General features: G+C 69.4%; 13 protein-coding genes and 2 pseudogenes. 7 read left to right on the top strand and 8 right to left on the bottom strand.

Annotated features, from left to right (window positions below):
- Window positions 1-21: 21 nt before the first annotated feature.
- Complete coding sequence (locus J7E87_RS06985) at window positions 22-1548, bottom strand: protein phosphatase 2C domain-containing protein (RefSeq protein ID WP_215091000.1); 1527 nt, start codon at window positions 1546-1548, stop codon at window positions 22-24.
- A 284-nt stretch (window positions 1549-1832) separates the two neighbouring features.
- Here J7E87_RS06985 and J7E87_RS06980 point away from each other — a divergent pair, with 284 nt between their 5' ends.
- The 3 genes from J7E87_RS06980 to J7E87_RS06970 all read left to right on the top strand — a co-directional run bounded on the left by J7E87_RS06980 (window position 1833) and on the right by J7E87_RS06970 (window position 4156).
- The gene (locus J7E87_RS06980) at window positions 1833-2825 is read left to right on the top strand and encodes a LuxR family transcriptional regulator (RefSeq protein ID WP_215090998.1); all 993 of its coding nucleotides are present in this window, start codon (window positions 1833-1835) and stop codon (window positions 2823-2825) included.
- Window positions 2826-2848: 23 nt separating this feature from the next.
- Window positions 2849-3331, top strand: a complete 483-nt coding sequence (locus J7E87_RS06975) for a DUF456 domain-containing protein (protein ID WP_215090996.1) — start codon at window positions 2849-2851, stop codon at window positions 3329-3331.
- Window positions 3332-3787: 456 nt separating this feature from the next.
- Window positions 3788-4156: a PPOX class F420-dependent oxidoreductase gene (locus J7E87_RS06970; RefSeq protein ID WP_215090994.1), complete on the top strand. Its 369-nt coding sequence runs from the start codon at window positions 3788-3790 to the stop codon at window positions 4154-4156.
- 670 nt (window positions 4157-4826) lie between these two features.
- On the opposite strand, the gene rsgA is transcribed toward J7E87_RS06970, so the two are convergent.
- The 6 genes from rsgA to J7E87_RS06940 form a co-directional block, all read right to left on the bottom strand.
- Window positions 4827-5990: a ribosome small subunit-dependent GTPase A gene (rsgA, locus tag J7E87_RS06965; RefSeq protein WP_215090993.1), complete on the bottom strand. Its 1164-nt coding sequence runs from the start codon at window positions 5988-5990 to the stop codon at window positions 4827-4829.
- Between the two features lie 478 nt (window positions 5991-6468).
- The gene (gene fmdA / locus J7E87_RS06960; protein ID WP_215090991.1) at window positions 6469-7719 is read right to left on the bottom strand and encodes a formamidase; all 1251 of its coding nucleotides are present in this window, start codon (window positions 7717-7719) and stop codon (window positions 6469-6471) included.
- Window positions 7720-7743: 24 nt separating this feature from the next.
- Window positions 7744-8385, bottom strand: a complete 642-nt coding sequence (locus tag J7E87_RS06955) for an AmiS/UreI family transporter (RefSeq protein WP_215090989.1) — start codon at window positions 8383-8385, stop codon at window positions 7744-7746.
- A 188-nt stretch (window positions 8386-8573) separates the two neighbouring features.
- The gene (locus tag J7E87_RS36400; RefSeq protein WP_215090987.1) at window positions 8574-8852 is read right to left on the bottom strand and encodes an FmdB family zinc ribbon protein; all 279 of its coding nucleotides are present in this window, start codon (window positions 8850-8852) and stop codon (window positions 8574-8576) included.
- 177 nt (window positions 8853-9029) lie between these two features.
- The gene (crcB, locus tag J7E87_RS06945; protein WP_215090985.1) at window positions 9030-9398 is read right to left on the bottom strand and encodes a fluoride efflux transporter CrcB; all 369 of its coding nucleotides are present in this window, start codon (window positions 9396-9398) and stop codon (window positions 9030-9032) included.
- Entirely contained in the window at window positions 9395-9997 is a 603-nt protein-coding gene (locus J7E87_RS06940) for a CrcB family protein (protein WP_251017026.1), read from the bottom strand. The genes crcB and J7E87_RS06940 overlap by 4 nt, the downstream gene beginning before the upstream one ends.
- A gap of 277 nt (window positions 9998-10274) precedes the next feature.
- On the opposite strand from J7E87_RS06940, the gene J7E87_RS06935 reads away from it, so the two are divergent.
- The 3 genes and pseudogenes from J7E87_RS06935 to J7E87_RS34890 all read left to right on the top strand — a co-directional run.
- Window positions 10275-11438, top strand: coding sequence for an NAD-dependent formate dehydrogenase (locus J7E87_RS06935; protein WP_215090984.1), 1164 nt, complete (start codon window positions 10275-10277; stop codon window positions 11436-11438).
- Window positions 11439-11680: 242 nt separating this feature from the next.
- Complete coding sequence (locus tag J7E87_RS06930) at window positions 11681-12103, top strand: hypothetical protein (protein ID WP_215091293.1); 423 nt, start codon at window positions 11681-11683, stop codon at window positions 12101-12103.
- A 16-nt stretch (window positions 12104-12119) separates the two neighbouring features.
- A pseudogene (locus J7E87_RS34890) lies at window positions 12120-12309 on the top strand (IS5/IS1182 family transposase); the annotation flags it as partial.
- A 2-nt stretch (window positions 12310-12311) separates the two neighbouring features.
- Here the strand turns inward: J7E87_RS34890 and J7E87_RS06925 are convergent.
- Window positions 12312-12592, bottom strand: a pseudogene (locus J7E87_RS06925) (GTPase RsgA); the annotation flags it as partial.
- Window positions 12593-12937: 345 nt separating this feature from the next.
- On the opposite strand from J7E87_RS06925, the gene J7E87_RS06920 reads away from it, so the two are divergent.
- On the top strand, window positions 12938-13654 hold the full coding sequence (locus tag J7E87_RS06920) for a Crp/Fnr family transcriptional regulator (RefSeq protein WP_215090982.1): 717 nt from the start codon (window positions 12938-12940) through the stop codon (window positions 13652-13654).
- The last annotated feature ends 80 nt before the right edge of the window (window positions 13655-13734 follow it).

Here is a 13734-nt window from a genome sequence, read left to right as displayed (position 1 = left end):
ATCAACCCACGGCCGGCGCGGTTACGCCTCCCAGACTGCGACAGCCGTACGGTCGTCGGCGTATCCCTTCACCCTCAGCTGGGTGTCGGCGAGGAACGCGGCCAGGCCCGGCGGCTCGCCGTGCGCCCAGCGGCCGGCCAGCTCCTCGGCGAGGGCGGGCTCGCCGCGCAGCGGTTCGGCGAGGCCGCTGCTGCACAGCAACAGGGTGTCGCCCGGGTGGGCCACGGAGGCGCGGAACCGGAAGGGTTCGGCGGGTGGCGGGGGCGGTGCCTCGATGTACGGGGACGGGGGCGTCGCGATCCCCAGGTCCATGGTGAGCCGGTCGCCTTCGGCGGTCTCGGCGGGCGGCGAACCGAATCCGACAACGGGTGCGCCGGTGACGGCCGCGGACTCGGGGACCACCGGCTCGAGGTCCTGCCAGATGCCGCCGCGGAGGCGGAACAGACCCCCACCGCCGACGCCGAAGAACACGCGGGTACGGCACTCGGGGTCGGCGGAGAGCAGCAGGCAGCGCAGGTTGGCGGTGTACTCCTGCGGCTCCAGGCCCTGCTCGGCGGCGCTGGCGCGCAGCCTGCCGAAGCTGCGGTCGGTGAGCCGGTGCAGCCCTGATTTGAGGTCGCCGCGGCGGCCTCCCCTTATGTCATCGGCCAGGCGGGCGTGACTGCGGCCGACAGCTGTGCCGATCCAGCGGCAGGCGTCGGCGGCGGCGAGGTGCGCGCCCCCTGCGGTGCGGGCGCCGCTGGCGACGGCGACCAGGACGAGCGCGGCGTCGCCGGTGCCGAAGCGCGCGGTGAGCAGGGCGTCGCGGCGCGGCTCGCCGCGGTAGCGCGCGGAGTCCCCGCGGATGGAGACGGCGCGCAGGGTGTACGTGCCGTAGCTCGCGCCGTCGAGCACTGTGTCGGCGACGAGTTCGTCCAGCTCCTGGGGGTGGGCGGCGGGCAGGGCGGTGGGCTCGGCGTCGTAGGTGGGCGGGCCGTCTCCGACGTGCGCGACGTACGGCCGCGCGGGCGGGTGGACGGCGGGGGCGGGGCCCCCGGCGGGCGCGGAGGGCTGGTCGGGAGCGGGGGGCTGGTCGGCCGGTTCCTGCGCGGGTGACGGCACGTACGCGGGCGGACTGGCGGGGCGGGGCGGCTCGGCGTCCTCCGCGCCCCCGGCCTGCGCCTGGACGACAGGAGCGGCGTCGGGCCGGGGCGGTCCGGGCGGCGGAGGAGGGGGGAACGCGGGCGGCCGTTCGGGTGCCGGTGGTTCCCACGGTGTGCGTTGGCGTGGGGGCGCGGTCGGCCGGTCCGGGCTGTTCCGCGCTGCCGCAACCGTCTCCCACCAGGCGCGCGGACGCTCCGACTCCGGGGGCTCGGGCGGGTCGGGCGGGTCGGGCGGGTCGGGCAGCTCAGACGCGGCGTCCGCGGCCACCGCATCCGCCGCGGAGTCGAATCGGTCGTCCAGCGTGTCACCCCCGGCCGCCGCGGGACCGGTGTCCGGGGCTGACTCGTCGTACAGCCGGTTCCACCAGTCGTCCTCGGTGGCCGGCCTCTCCCCCTGCTGACTCATGCCCTTATTGTCCACCGCGCGGGGCGCACGAAAACGGGGCATCCGGAAAAAAGCACAGTACGACAAGTGGTCCGCCGGGCGGCCCAACTCCCCACGGGAGGACGCCCGGCGGACCGTTTCGTGGTAAGCGCACGTCAGTTCGACTGCCGAGGGCTGTTGGTGGCGCGGTGGCGCACCATTGCCAGAGGGACCCATGGTGCAGGGATGATGTACGCGGCGGGAATACGCCGTGGCCAGTATCCGCCACGGCGGGCGGGGAAGCGCACGTCCGGGGAGGGGTCTGGGTGCTGGGAGCGATAGGTCTCGACGAGAGACAGGAGTCGGCATACCGCGCGCTGGTCGCGCTCGGGGCGGCGGAGGTCTCCGATCTCGCCCACCGTCTCGCTCTGCCGGAGACGGACATCGAGCGCGCGCTGCGCCGGCTGGAGCAACAGGGGCTTGCGGCGCAGTCGTCGGCCCGCACCGGCCGCTGGGTGGCGGCACCGCCCGGCGTCGCGCTGGGCGCGCTGCTGACCCAGCAACGGCACGAGTTGGAGCAGGCCGAGCTGGCGGCGGCGCTGCTCGCCAAGGAGTACCGCGCCGATGCCACCGAGACCGCCGTGCACGATCTGGTCGAGGTGGTGACGGGCGCGAGCGCCGTCGCGCACCGTTTCGTACAGCTCCAACTGGGCGCGACCGAGGAGGTGTGCGCCCTGGTGACCGGCAATCCGATCGCCATGGCCGCCACGGACAACAAGGCCGAGGAGAAGGCGGCGCAGCGCGGGGTGACGTACCGCGTGGTCCTCGATCGGGCGGTGCTCTCGGCGCCCGCGGGCATCACCGAACTGTCCGCCGCGCTGGGCCGTGAGGAGCAGGTTCGGGTGGTGGACCGGGTGCCGACCAAGCTGGTCGTCGCCGACCGCGCCCTGGCGATGGTGCCGCTTACGGCGCGCGGGGCCGAGCCCGCGGCGCTCGTCATCCAGGCGAGCGGGCTCCTGGAGTCTTTGATGGGCGTGTTCGAGACGGTGTGGCGGGAGGCGTTGCCGCTGCGACTCGGCGCCGGCGGTGGGGTTTCGCAGGAGCCCGCGGCCGGGCCCGACGGCACGGATCTGGAGATCCTTTCGCTGCTGCTCGCCGGGATGACGGACGCGAGCGTGGCCAAGCAGCTGGACGTGGGGCTGCGGACCGTACAGCGCCGCGTGAAGGGGCTGATGGAGCTGACCGGGGTGACGACCCGGATGCAACTCGGCTGGCATGCGTACGAGAAAGGCTGGGTGGCCCGCGACCTGCGGCAGTGATCCCGATCCCGCACCCTTGGCAGATGGGCGTGTGGCAGCTCCTGATGGTCGGCCTGGTGATGCTGCTGGGCCTGTTCGGGGTACTCGTCCCCGGCGTCCCGGGACGCTGGCTGGTGTGGGCCGCGATGCTTTGGTGGTCGATGCACGTGCAGTCCGGTCTGGCCTGGGTGCTGCTGGTGGCCTCGACGGTGGTGCTGCTGATCGACCAGGTCGTGGTGTGGCAGCTGCCGCCGCGCCGGTTGCGCGGGGTGGGGGTGACCCGGCGCATGGTGGTGTGGGCGGGCGCGGGGGCGCTCATCGGTTTCGTCCTGGTGCCGGTGGTGGGCGCGATACCGGGATTCATCGGGGGGATCTACGCCTCGGAGCGGCGGCGGCTCGGCGGGCACGGCCCGGCGGTGGCTTCCACCCGGGCGGTGATGCGGGCGGTGGGGACGAGCATGCTGGTGGAACTGTTCGCCTGCCTGCTGGTCATGGGGGCGTGGCTGGGCGCGGTGATCTGGGGCTGACGGCCGAGCCCCCTCCCGTATGCCACTGTGCTGAACGCCGTCCAGGCACGCGGCGGGCGTTCCTGCTCAGCTCGGTACGGGAGGCGGGGAGGACCCGCTGGGTACGGGTCACCAGCGAGGCGGGGGCGCCGTGCGTGGTACGACACGGCCGGCATCGCGGGCGAGATCGAGGTCCGCGACGGGAGGGTCGGGCGGCTGCGATGGGAGAAGGCGGACGACGGCGCGATCCGCATCCGGCTACGGAAGGGCGAATCGGCGCTGATCACGGCGCGGGGGGGACCGCCCAAACCTCCGGATCCGCCCGGTTAAGCCGAACGCGTCGGCCACGGCATGGGGGCTCCCGGCCTGAACCTGACCGGCTTGAGCCTGACCGCGTGAACCCGGGCTGAGGTCCTAGGGCTCGCCTAGGTCCCGCATCCGATGCGTGATACGACGTACGCGTGTGAGGCTGCGTTCATGACCGAATTCAGCGAAGCCGAGCGCACGTATCTCTCGTCCCAGCGACTGGGCCGGCTGGCGACCGTCGACCCGAACGGCCAGCCGCAGGCGAACCCGGTCGGCTTCTTCCCGCAGGACGACGGGACGATCCTGATCGGTGGCTACGCGCTCGGCACGACGAAGAAGTGGCGCAACCTTAAGGCGAACCCGAAGGTGGCGCTGGTCGTCGACGACATTGTGAGCCTCAGCCCGTGGAAGGTACGCGGGGTGGACATCCGGGGCGAGGCGGAACTGCTGACGGGCCCGCACGAGCTGGGGCCGCACTTCAGCGAGGAACTGATCCGGATCCACCCGAGGAAGATTCACAGCTGGGGCCTGGAGGAGTAGGGAGGTTGTTCCCCTACCCGCCCTCCTCCCACGGCCTGGCGGCCGTGGGAGGTACCCCCATCCCGTAACTGGGGGGCAAGCCCCCCAGACCCGCCCCCTACGCCCCTGCGGGCGCGGGGGAACCCCCACCTACGCCTTGCGGGCGCGGGGGGACCCCCACCTACGCCTTGCGGGCGCGGGGGGACCCCCACCTAACGCCTTGCGGGCGCGGGGCCCCAGCACGGTGGGGTCCCAGCACGCCCTGCGGGCGTGTCCTCAATCGCCGGACGGGCTGAATTTCAGCCCGTCCGGCGATTGAGGAGTGGGGTCCTCCCCCAACGCCCGCAGGGCGTAGGAGGAAGGCCCGGGCAGAGCCCCAATCCAGCCTCGTCGGCGAGACTTTCCAGCCCCTCCGGCGATTGAGGCGCGGGCCCAGGGCAGAGCCTCGCAAACCAGCCCCACCGACGTCCAAGGCGCAGGCCCGGGGCAGAACCCCGCAAACCACCCCCACCGACGTTCCACGCGCGGGCCCGGGCCGGAGCCCCACAAACCGGCCCCACAGACCCTCGAGACACGGGCCCAAGGCAGACCCCCGCAAACCAGCCCCTCCGACATGCGCGGCGCGGGCCCGGGCCGGAGCCCCAGCGCCACCGACCTTCGAGACGCGGGGCCCGGGCCGGAGCCCCGGAGTTCAGCGCGCGCGGCCTCGCTTCGCCTCCAGCGCCGCGCGGCCCTCCGCGCCCTTCTGCTTCCAGTCGCGCCGAATCCCCGCCCGCACCCGCGCGTCCGTCTTCGCGACGATGCGCTGGTTCTCCCGCAGCAGCTTGCGGTAGCTCTCCAGCCGCCGTTCCGGCAGCGAACCGTCCTCGATCGCGCCGAGCACCGCGCACCCCGGCTCCGCGTCATGCGCGCAGTCGTGGAAGCGGCACCCCGCGGCGAGCTCCTCGATCTCCGAGAAGACCTGGCCCACACCGGCCTCCGCGTCCCACAGCCCGACCCCCCGCAGCCCCGGGGTATCGATGAGCACGCCCCCGCCCGGCAGGGCGAGGAGGTTGCGCGTCGTCGTGGTGTGCCGGCCCTTGCCGTCGACGTCGCGGGTGGCCTGAACATCCATCACGTCCTCGCCGAGCAACGCGTTGGCGAGCGTCGACTTTCCCGCACCGGACGTCCCGAGCAGCACGCTCGTACCGCCCGACACGACTGCCGCGAGCACATCGACGCCCTCACCGGTCGTCGAACTGACCGGCAGCACCTGCACTCCCGGCGCGGCCGTCTCCACGTCCTGCACCAGGTACGAAAGCCCGGTCGCATCCGGTACGAGGTCCGCCTTGGTGAGGATGACCAGCGGCTGCGCCCCGCTCTCCCAGGAGAGCGCCGACTCATGCAGCAGGGCATCGCCGCTCGAGCTGGACATCGCGAGGGCGAGAAACCGCTCGATCCGCCCGAGGTCCAGTTCGGCCGCGAGCGACACACAGATGACGATGTGATCGATGTTGGTGGCCAGCACCTGACCCTCGGAACGCTTGGACGAGGTCGACCGCACGAACGCGGTGCGGCGGGGCAGCAGCGTCCGTACGTACTGGGGATCACCGGCCGGGTCGACAGCAACCCAGTCCCCGGTGCACACGACCTTCATCGGATCGCGCGGCACAACGAACTCGGTGTCGGCTCGCACAGGACCAGCGGGGGTGATGACGTCGCAGAGCCCACGATCGACCCGCACGACGCGGCCGGGCACCAGGCCCTGCGCGGCATACGGAGAGAACTCGGCAGCCCAGCCTTCGTCCCAGCCGTAGGAGGCGAGGGCATGCTGAGCATCAGAAGTGAAAGACGTGTTGAGCGAAGCGTTGAACAAGGGGAACCCTTCAAAGGGTGGCCCCGGCGTCGCGCTCGGCGCGCGGAGGAAAAGTGGGTGTCAGCCGGAGACCACAGGGGTGGCAACGATGATGAACTCCTGAATGCGGGCAGCGCCCGTCACCGTGACAGTCATCAATGTCCTCACCTCCTGCTTCCTCAACGAACCAACGCTGTTCCCTCGGGAACGGAACACGACCGTGCCCCGGGAACGAGCAGAACCGTAGCCCCGCCCCGGGGCACAACGCCAGCGATTAACTGTCGGGGCTCATCCGTACGACACCCGCAGCCGGCGGATCGACCTCACGCCGCGAGCCGTACGACGCCCCGCGCGAGGTTCTGGCGGCCCAAGCGGCTTCCTCTCGGCGATATTGCGCAGGCAGTAGTCCTGGCCGCGGCCCGCCGTCACGGATATGGCACTGGCGATATGTGCCGGGCTGAGATGCAGCCGGGACTGCGGGGCCGCAGCCGGCGTCCGGTCAGGCGGTGGCCACCGCGCACCGACCGCGGTCGGCCTTCATCGGGCCTGCGGCGGTGGGCCGGACGTCGAAGTCGAACATGGCGGTGGGTACGTACAGCGAGCAGCAGGCGTTGGGGATGTCGACGATGCCGCTGATGCGTCCCTCTATGGGGGCGGAGCCGAGCAGCAGGTAGGCCTGCTCTCCGCTGTAGCCGAACTTCTTGAAGTACTCGACGGCGTTGAGGCAGGCCCGGCGGTAGGCCAGCGTGGCGTCGAGGTAGTAGTTCGTGTCCGTGTCGTGGTCGACGGAGATCCCGATGAAGGTCATGAACTCCGTGTACCTTGGCTCGACGTTGCCCGGAATGAACACGGGATTGGTGGAGATGCCGTACGTCTCCATGCCGCCCTTGATCAGGTCGACGTGGAAGTCGATGAAGCCGCCCATCTCGATGGCGCCGCAGAAAGTGATCTCTCCGTCGCCCTGGCTGAAGTGCAGGTCGCCTCCGGAGAGCTTGGCGTCCTTGACGTGTACGGGGTAGAAGACCCTCGAACCCCGGGTGAAGTTCTTGATGTCGTGGTTGCCTCCGTTCTCGCGGGCCGGCACCGTGCGTGCGCCTTCCTCCCCGATGCGCCGCGCGAGGTCTCCGGTGGCCGTGCCGGCGAGCGCGTTGGTGCCGTCCGGCGGTACGGCGAGAGGGGGAACCCGGTTCGGATCGGTGTCGATCAGTGCCTTTTCGCGGGCGTTCCAGCGGGCGAGCATCTCGGCGGACGGCGCGGTTCCGAACAGCCCGGGGTGGGTGATTCCGGTGAAGCTGATCCCGGGAAGGTGCCGGGAGACCGCCTGCTGTCCGTGGAAGTCCCAGATCGCCTTGTAGGCGTCCGGGAAATAGTCGGTCAGGAAGCCGCCGCCGTTGGCCTTGGCGAAGATGCCGGTGTAGCCCCAGCCCTGGCCCGCCGCGACCCCGGTCTGCTGCGGCACGGGGCCGAGGTCGAGGATGTCGACGACGAGCAGGTCGCCGGGTTCGGCGCCCTCCACGCCTATCGGGCCGCTGAGCATGTGAGGGATGGTCAGGTCGATGTCGCGTACGTCGTTGGCGGTGTCGTTGTTGCCGACCTGGCAGTCGGTCCAGTCGCGGCACTCCACGCGAAACTCCGCGCCTGGCCGCACCATGGCGACGGTGGGGACGTCCGGGTGCCACCGGTTGTGTCCCGGAACAGCCTGGTCACGCATCGACTTACTGTGGTCCACATTGAAGAGAATTTCGGGCATGACAGCTCCTCATTTCTGATCCGGTCAGGATGGTGCGCTGCCCGCACTTCTGGCCTCCGGGGCGGCGCGGGTGGCCTGCTGCGGTTTCCGGGTGAGCGGCCACAGCGCCGCGAACACCACCACGCCGAAGACCCCGAGTGCGATGGCGATCTCGGTGGGGTGCTTCCAGTAGCCGGAGATCAACAGCGCCGCGGGAATCACGCCGGTGACCCAGCCTTGGATCGCCGTGACCCAGCCCGTATAGGTGGTGAGGCTGTCCATCTTGAGACCGAGCAGCAGGAAGAACAGGAACCACAGGAACGCCCAGTAGAGCCAGATGACCCCGAAGGGGTAGTCCTTGAGGAGCCGGAAACTGGCGAACGAGTATCCCAGGGCCGCAATTGCCACAAACAGCGAGTAATAGCCGACGCCGGTGCTGTCGAGACCGGCAAGCAGGCCGATACCTACATAGAGGTAGGTGAAGCCGAACAGGTAGATGCCGGATGCCGCCAGGATTTTCAGGGGGTCGCCGTCGGCGGTGAAGATGAGGTAAGTCGGTGTCAGTACCTGTAGTGCGCCTATGAACAGGTTGAACACCGCCCCGGATCGGGCGTCGACCTTTCCGAGAAGCAACATCCCGTTGATGAAGAGCACGGCACCGACAAAGAGCAGTCCCACGTTTCCCACGGGGACACACCTCCTAAGTCCGCGTGGGGGGACGGAATCGCGTCGCGCCAGGGATGAGCTGCCGAGGAGACGGCTCGTCTTCCGGCCGGCGTGGCGTAACTCCGCATTCCGCGTACCGCTACGGGAACGGCGTCCGCGTTTCGACGTCGAAACCCGCATGAGACGTTCTGACTTGTCGACCACCGCCCTCAGGGACGCGGCAACCGCGAGAGAGCGGGGTGCGGTTGCTGTCGCACCCCACTGCGTGGCGGCACTTCGGAGACTACTGCCGGGGCCTCACGGGCCTGCTCCTCCTGGTCATGGAGTGCGGCGGCCACGTTCGAGGTCGGCAAGAGACCGGGCGACGAGTACACACGTCTCGCGGAGCCTGCGCAAACAGGGCAGCCGTAAACTTCGGGAGCCGTTCCCATTGCCAACTTCACGTCGAAAGGCCCACAGCGGCTGCATAGATATTCATAGGTGGCCATCAGTCGACTCCGGATTGCCGGTGGACGTCAGCCCAACCCGAGCTTGTGCGGCCCCCGATGACGCACGCCACAAAATTTCCTCCCTTCAAGGAGACGTCTCGTAAATCCATGTGTCAAGCCCTGGACGACTGGACCTCCCGTTTGCGCGCGGCAGCCCATCGTGAGGTTTCTCCGCTCTCAGAGCGACCCGATGACGAGCCCAGCCGCGGCTGTGAGCAGACCCGCCGTAAGGCTTGACGCGCCGTACAGCACGGATTTCCCGACCCGCCTTTCCTTGCACAGGCGGACCACGTCGTAACTGAATGTGGAGAACGTCGTGTAGGCGCCGCAAAAACCGACGCCGACGACCGTCAAGACCTGCTCCGGCAGCCCGTGCCGTGCGCCGAGGCCCACCATCAGTCCCAGCACGAACGAGCCGGTGATGTTGATCAGCCATGTCCCGCGCGGGAATGTGCCTGGGCTTTGGTACTGCACGTATTGGTTGAGTACGTAGCGCGCCACTGCCCCAAGCGCGGCCGCCACGCCGACGGCGAGCACGGTGATCACCGTACCCACCAGCCGTACCGGCGGGCGTGGCCGCGCAGCGCGGCGAGCCGTGCCCGCCTGGCCAGCGCGATCCGGCCGATGGCCAGGCCCAGACCGGTGGCGGCCAGACCCGCGAACAGACTGCCGAAGACGTTGAATGCCGCGGCAGCGTAGTGTCCGTCGACCAGAAGGCGATCGGTGTCGACCATCCAGGTCGAGAAGGTGGTGAAGGAGCCGAGAAACCCGATGGCGGCGAACGGCTGCACGTACCGGGTCGGCGGCCAAATCTCCAGCACGTACACCAGCAGCAGCGCCAGCAGGAACGACCCGGAGACGTTGATGGCGAACGTCGTCAACGGAAACGTGGCCTCAGGTGTGGGAAAGGCCAGCCCCAGTGCGTAACGGGCCGTCCCGCCCAGGAGGCCGCCGAGCGCGACCGCCGCCAGGACGCCCTTGCGCAGACGCGAGCCGAACCCCTCACCAGCCGCCGTGGGGACGGCTGAACCCGCTCGCACCCCCTCGTCCGCGTCCGGGTCGATCGGCAGGGGCTCGGGCTCGGCACCGGGGATGTACGCGGGCCCTCGGGAATCCCTCTCGGGCCCGGATTCGTCCGCCCGCATCAGAAGTCTCCGTACACACTGATCGCCCGAATGGCTGCCGCAGGCCTCAACTAAATAGCGGCATCTCTATCTGCTTGGCATACCTCACCCATTATGCTCGGGGATTGCAGCGCCGACGCATGCTCGACTAAAATTTAGACTCAAGATCGTCGGTGGGTAGGTCAGTTTGATTGCCGGCAGCGCCCGGCTCTCGCGAGCCCGAACCCAGTGGCTCGCGTCTCGACGGAAGGCCCCGCCCGGTTTGCCGGAGCGGCTGCCCCATCGATGGAGGACGGCCATGGCAAAGATTCTTTCGGTGCTCTATCCCGATCCCGTGGGCGGCTACCCTCCCGCCTACGCCCGCGACGAGATTCCGGCCATCACCGGCTACCCGGGGGGACAGACCGCGCCGACCCCCGAGTCGGTCGACTTCACCCCGGGCCAGCTGCTCGGAAGCGTCTCAGGAGAGCTCGGCCTGCGCCGGTTCCTGGAGGACCGGGGCCACACCTATGTCGTCACCAGCGACAAGGAGGGACCGGGCTCCACCCTGGACCGCGAGCTGCCCGACGCCGACGTCGTGATCTCGCAGCCCTTCTGGCCCGCCTATCTGACTCCCGAGCGGATCGCCGGGGCTCCCCAGCTCAAGCTGGCGATCACCGCGGGGATCGGATCGGACCACGTCGACCTCCCGAGCGCCATCGCCCACGGCCTGACGGTGGCCGAGGTGACCTACAGCAACAGCATCAGCGTGTCGGAGCACACCGTCATGCAAATCCTCACCCTGGTGCACAACTACATGCCCGCCCACGACTGGGTCACCGCCAAGCAGGGCTGGAACATCGCCGACAGCGTCTCGCGCGCCTATGACCTGGAGGGCATGCACGTCGGCATCCTCGGCTCCGGCCGCATCGGCCAGGCCGTGCTGCGCCGCCTCAAGCCGTTCGACGTCACCCTGCACTACAGCGACCCGCACCGACTGACTTCGGAGGTCGAGGAGGAGCTGGGGGTGACCTATCACCCCGACGCCCGCTCTCTGGCCTCCTCGGTCGATGTGCTGTCGATCCACGCTCCCCTGCATCCGCAGACGCAGAACCTCTTCGATGAAGAACTCATCGCGGTCATGAAGCGTGGTTCGTACATCGTCAACACCGCACGCGCGCTCATCGTGAACCGGGACGCCGTGGTGCGGGCCCTGAACAGCGGCCAACTGGCCGGTTACGCCGGTGACGTCTGGTATCCGCAGCCGCCACCGCCCGACCACCCCTGGCGCACCATGCCGTGGGAGGCGATGACGCCTCATGTGTCCGGCTCGACCCTCTCCGCGCAGGCCCGTTATGCGGCCGGCGTCCGGGAGATCCTGGAGTCCTGGCTCGACGGACGCCCCATCCGCCCGGAGTACCTGATCGTCGACGGTGGCGGGCTGGCCGGGACGGGAGCGCGCTCTTACACGGTCGCCGGATAACGCATAACAGCCTGCGAATAGGAAATCACCAGAAGATCCACCAGGTGAGCGGGCAATGGCCCCCGCACGCATCGCCATGCCTTCTGTGAGCCGCCTCACTCAGAATTTACTGGACGGGTGCGACCGAGAGCCTTAGTGTCCGAAATTAGATTGATTTTTTGTTATGCGGAGGTACTCGCGCCGCGCGCAATCTCTCGCGAGAAAACAAAGGTGAAGAACACCGGGAAGGTGGATCAGTGAGCATGGACGCCGTGTGGGTCCGGGGCGTGACCGGCATTCAGCTGCATCACGTGACCGACCTCCAGGATGCCGGCAGGTTTTTGGGCAACGCAGCGATGGCACTGCGGGCTGCCCACGTGCGGACTGGCGCCGACCGATACTCCGGCATCGCCACTGAGCTCAGGGCTCTGGTGGAGCGAGTGCGGGAGCTGGAGGACGAAGCGCGGTCGAGCATGCACGAACTGCACTCCGCCGACCCCGAGCGGTTTGTCCGCTGCCGCGATGGCCACGAGCCGTGGCCCGGTGAGATCCCGGCAGGATTCATCCCGCGTCACACCTGCAAGGACGAGTGCCTCTACCACGATCGCGAAGTCCTGGCCGCGATTATGCAGTGCACCTGCGGCCGACCCCCGTGCCGGGCGTGTGAAATCGGTGGGAAGCTCTGACGAGCCCCGGCGCTCCCGTGGCCGAGCCGGATCGAAACACCGCCTGATCACCGACGGTCATGGCCCCCACCCGCGGTGATCGGGACTGGCTGTAACCGAACGACGTCACCCGACTCCTGCCGCTGGTCGATGCCGTCCCCGCCGTGAACAGCGGTCGGCAGGGACGGCCACGCGACATGCACGGCTCACAGTTCGCCGAGCGCGGTCAGGTGGAACGTACGAAGGCGGTACGAGGCGGCAGATACGTCCGTACGAAACGGGGATCGCCGTCCCGGTCGACGGCGCCGCAGTCGCCGGTGCAGATGACCCGCAGCGGATCGTGCGGCGTCACGAACGCGGTGTCGGCGCGGACCGCGCCCTCGGTGACGACATCGCACTGGCCGCGGTCGACCCGTACGACCCGGCCGGGCAGCAGCCCCTGCTCGGCGTAGGGAGCGACTCGGCGGCCCAGCCCTCGTCCCAGCCGTACAGCGCGAGGGTACGAGGCAGCCTGAAACGACCCCGGCACCCTGTTGTCCACGCCGCCGTACCTCGCCGACCAGTAGAAACCTGGCGCTACAGCGAGCGGCCACGCCAGACAACAATGGCAGCCGGCAGCCTTTACCACGTCATGTGCGCCGCGTTCATCCCCGACCGAAAAGTCACACCAAATCGCCCAACCTCTGGGTGGGGGACCAATAGGCGCTCACATAATGGGCGACAGGCGGCATCTTGGCCGAAACGAACGGCGATTCGAAGGGCCCATTCATGACGTCAACCGCTGCACGCAATGGACCCGCTCCGCGGCCGGGGGATGCACGCTGGCCGGCAGCCAGCCTTCTGGGTGGGCTCTCAGTGGAAACGCGCGACCAGATGATCGGACTCGGGCGGCCGATGCGCTTCGACGGCGGTGAACGATTACTGCGCGAGGGCGAGCACGGCTCCCACGTCTTCCTGCTGCTGAGCGGCTGGTTCAAGGTGCTGGCCACAACGGAGGACGACCGAGAGGCGTTGATGGCGGTCCGAGCCGGTGGTGACATCGTCGGTGAGCTGGCCTGCTTTGACGCGCAGCCTCGTGTTGCCACGGTCGTGGCGGCCGGGGCCGGCATGGCGAAGCTGATAAGCCGCCAGGACTTCCTCGCATCTCTCGCGTTGTACGACGACGCCGCGCAGGCGGTGATGCGCGCGGTGGCGGGCAAGCTGCGCTGGGCGACACGGCGGCGACAGGAGTTCGGGAGTTGCGCGGTGGCGACCCGGGTGGCTCGGGTGCTGGGGGAGCTGACCCGGGTGTACGGACGGCCCTGCGAGATCGGGGTCTCGATCGGGGTGTCGCTCACCCAACCGGAGCTGGCGGCGCTGGTCGGGGCCTCCGAGCCGAGCGTACACAGGGTGTTGCGGTCGCTCCGCGAGCAGCAGGTCATTGAGACCGGGTACCGGCGGATCCTGGTCCGGGACGTTCCCGGACTCAGCCGGATCGCCGGTACGGACTGGGGCACTGCGCCGCTCATCGCGCTGCCCCAGCCAACACCAGCCATACCGCCGCTGCCACGACCATCGCGGCGACCCACCTGACGGCGGCGGGCCGTGCAGCCGTTCACAGCTCAGTGCCCGCCGTGAGGGAAATCCTGGACGTGGTGGCCCGGATCGTGGTG

This window comes from Streptomyces sp. ISL-1 (assembly GCF_018614585.1).
Classification (GTDB): Bacteria; Actinomycetota; Actinomycetes; order Streptomycetales; family Streptomycetaceae; genus Streptomyces; species Streptomyces maoxianensis.
The sequence above is the reverse complement of the archived record's forward strand: the minus strand, read 5'-3'. Positions and strand labels throughout refer to the sequence as shown.

Bases quoted from the DNA above. Each gene is read 5' to 3' on its own strand.
- J7E87_RS06935 (WP_215090984.1), top strand. From the start codon at position 10,275: ATGGCAAAGATTCTTTCGGTGCTCTATCCCGATCCCGTGGGCGGCTAC.
- J7E87_RS36400 (WP_215090987.1), bottom strand. From the start codon at position 8,852: ATGGCCACCTATGAATATCTATGCAGCCGCTGTGGGCCTTTCGACGTG.
- J7E87_RS06940 (WP_251017026.1), bottom strand. From the start codon at position 9,997: ATGCGGGCGGACGAATCCGGGCCCGAGAGGGATTCCCGAGGGCCCGCG.
- J7E87_RS06930 (WP_215091293.1), top strand. From the start codon at position 11,681: ATGGACGCCGTGTGGGTCCGGGGCGTGACCGGCATTCAGCTGCATCAC.
- J7E87_RS06985 (WP_215091000.1), bottom strand. From the start codon at position 1,548: ATGAGTCAGCAGGGGGAGAGGCCGGCCACCGAGGACGACTGGTGGAAC.
- J7E87_RS06975 (WP_215090996.1), top strand. From the start codon at position 2,849: ATGGGCGTGTGGCAGCTCCTGATGGTCGGCCTGGTGATGCTGCTGGGC.
- J7E87_RS06970 (WP_215090994.1), top strand. From the start codon at position 3,788: ATGACCGAATTCAGCGAAGCCGAGCGCACGTATCTCTCGTCCCAGCGA.
- fmdA (WP_215090991.1), bottom strand. From the start codon at position 7,719: ATGCCCGAAATTCTCTTCAATGTGGACCACAGTAAGTCGATGCGTGAC.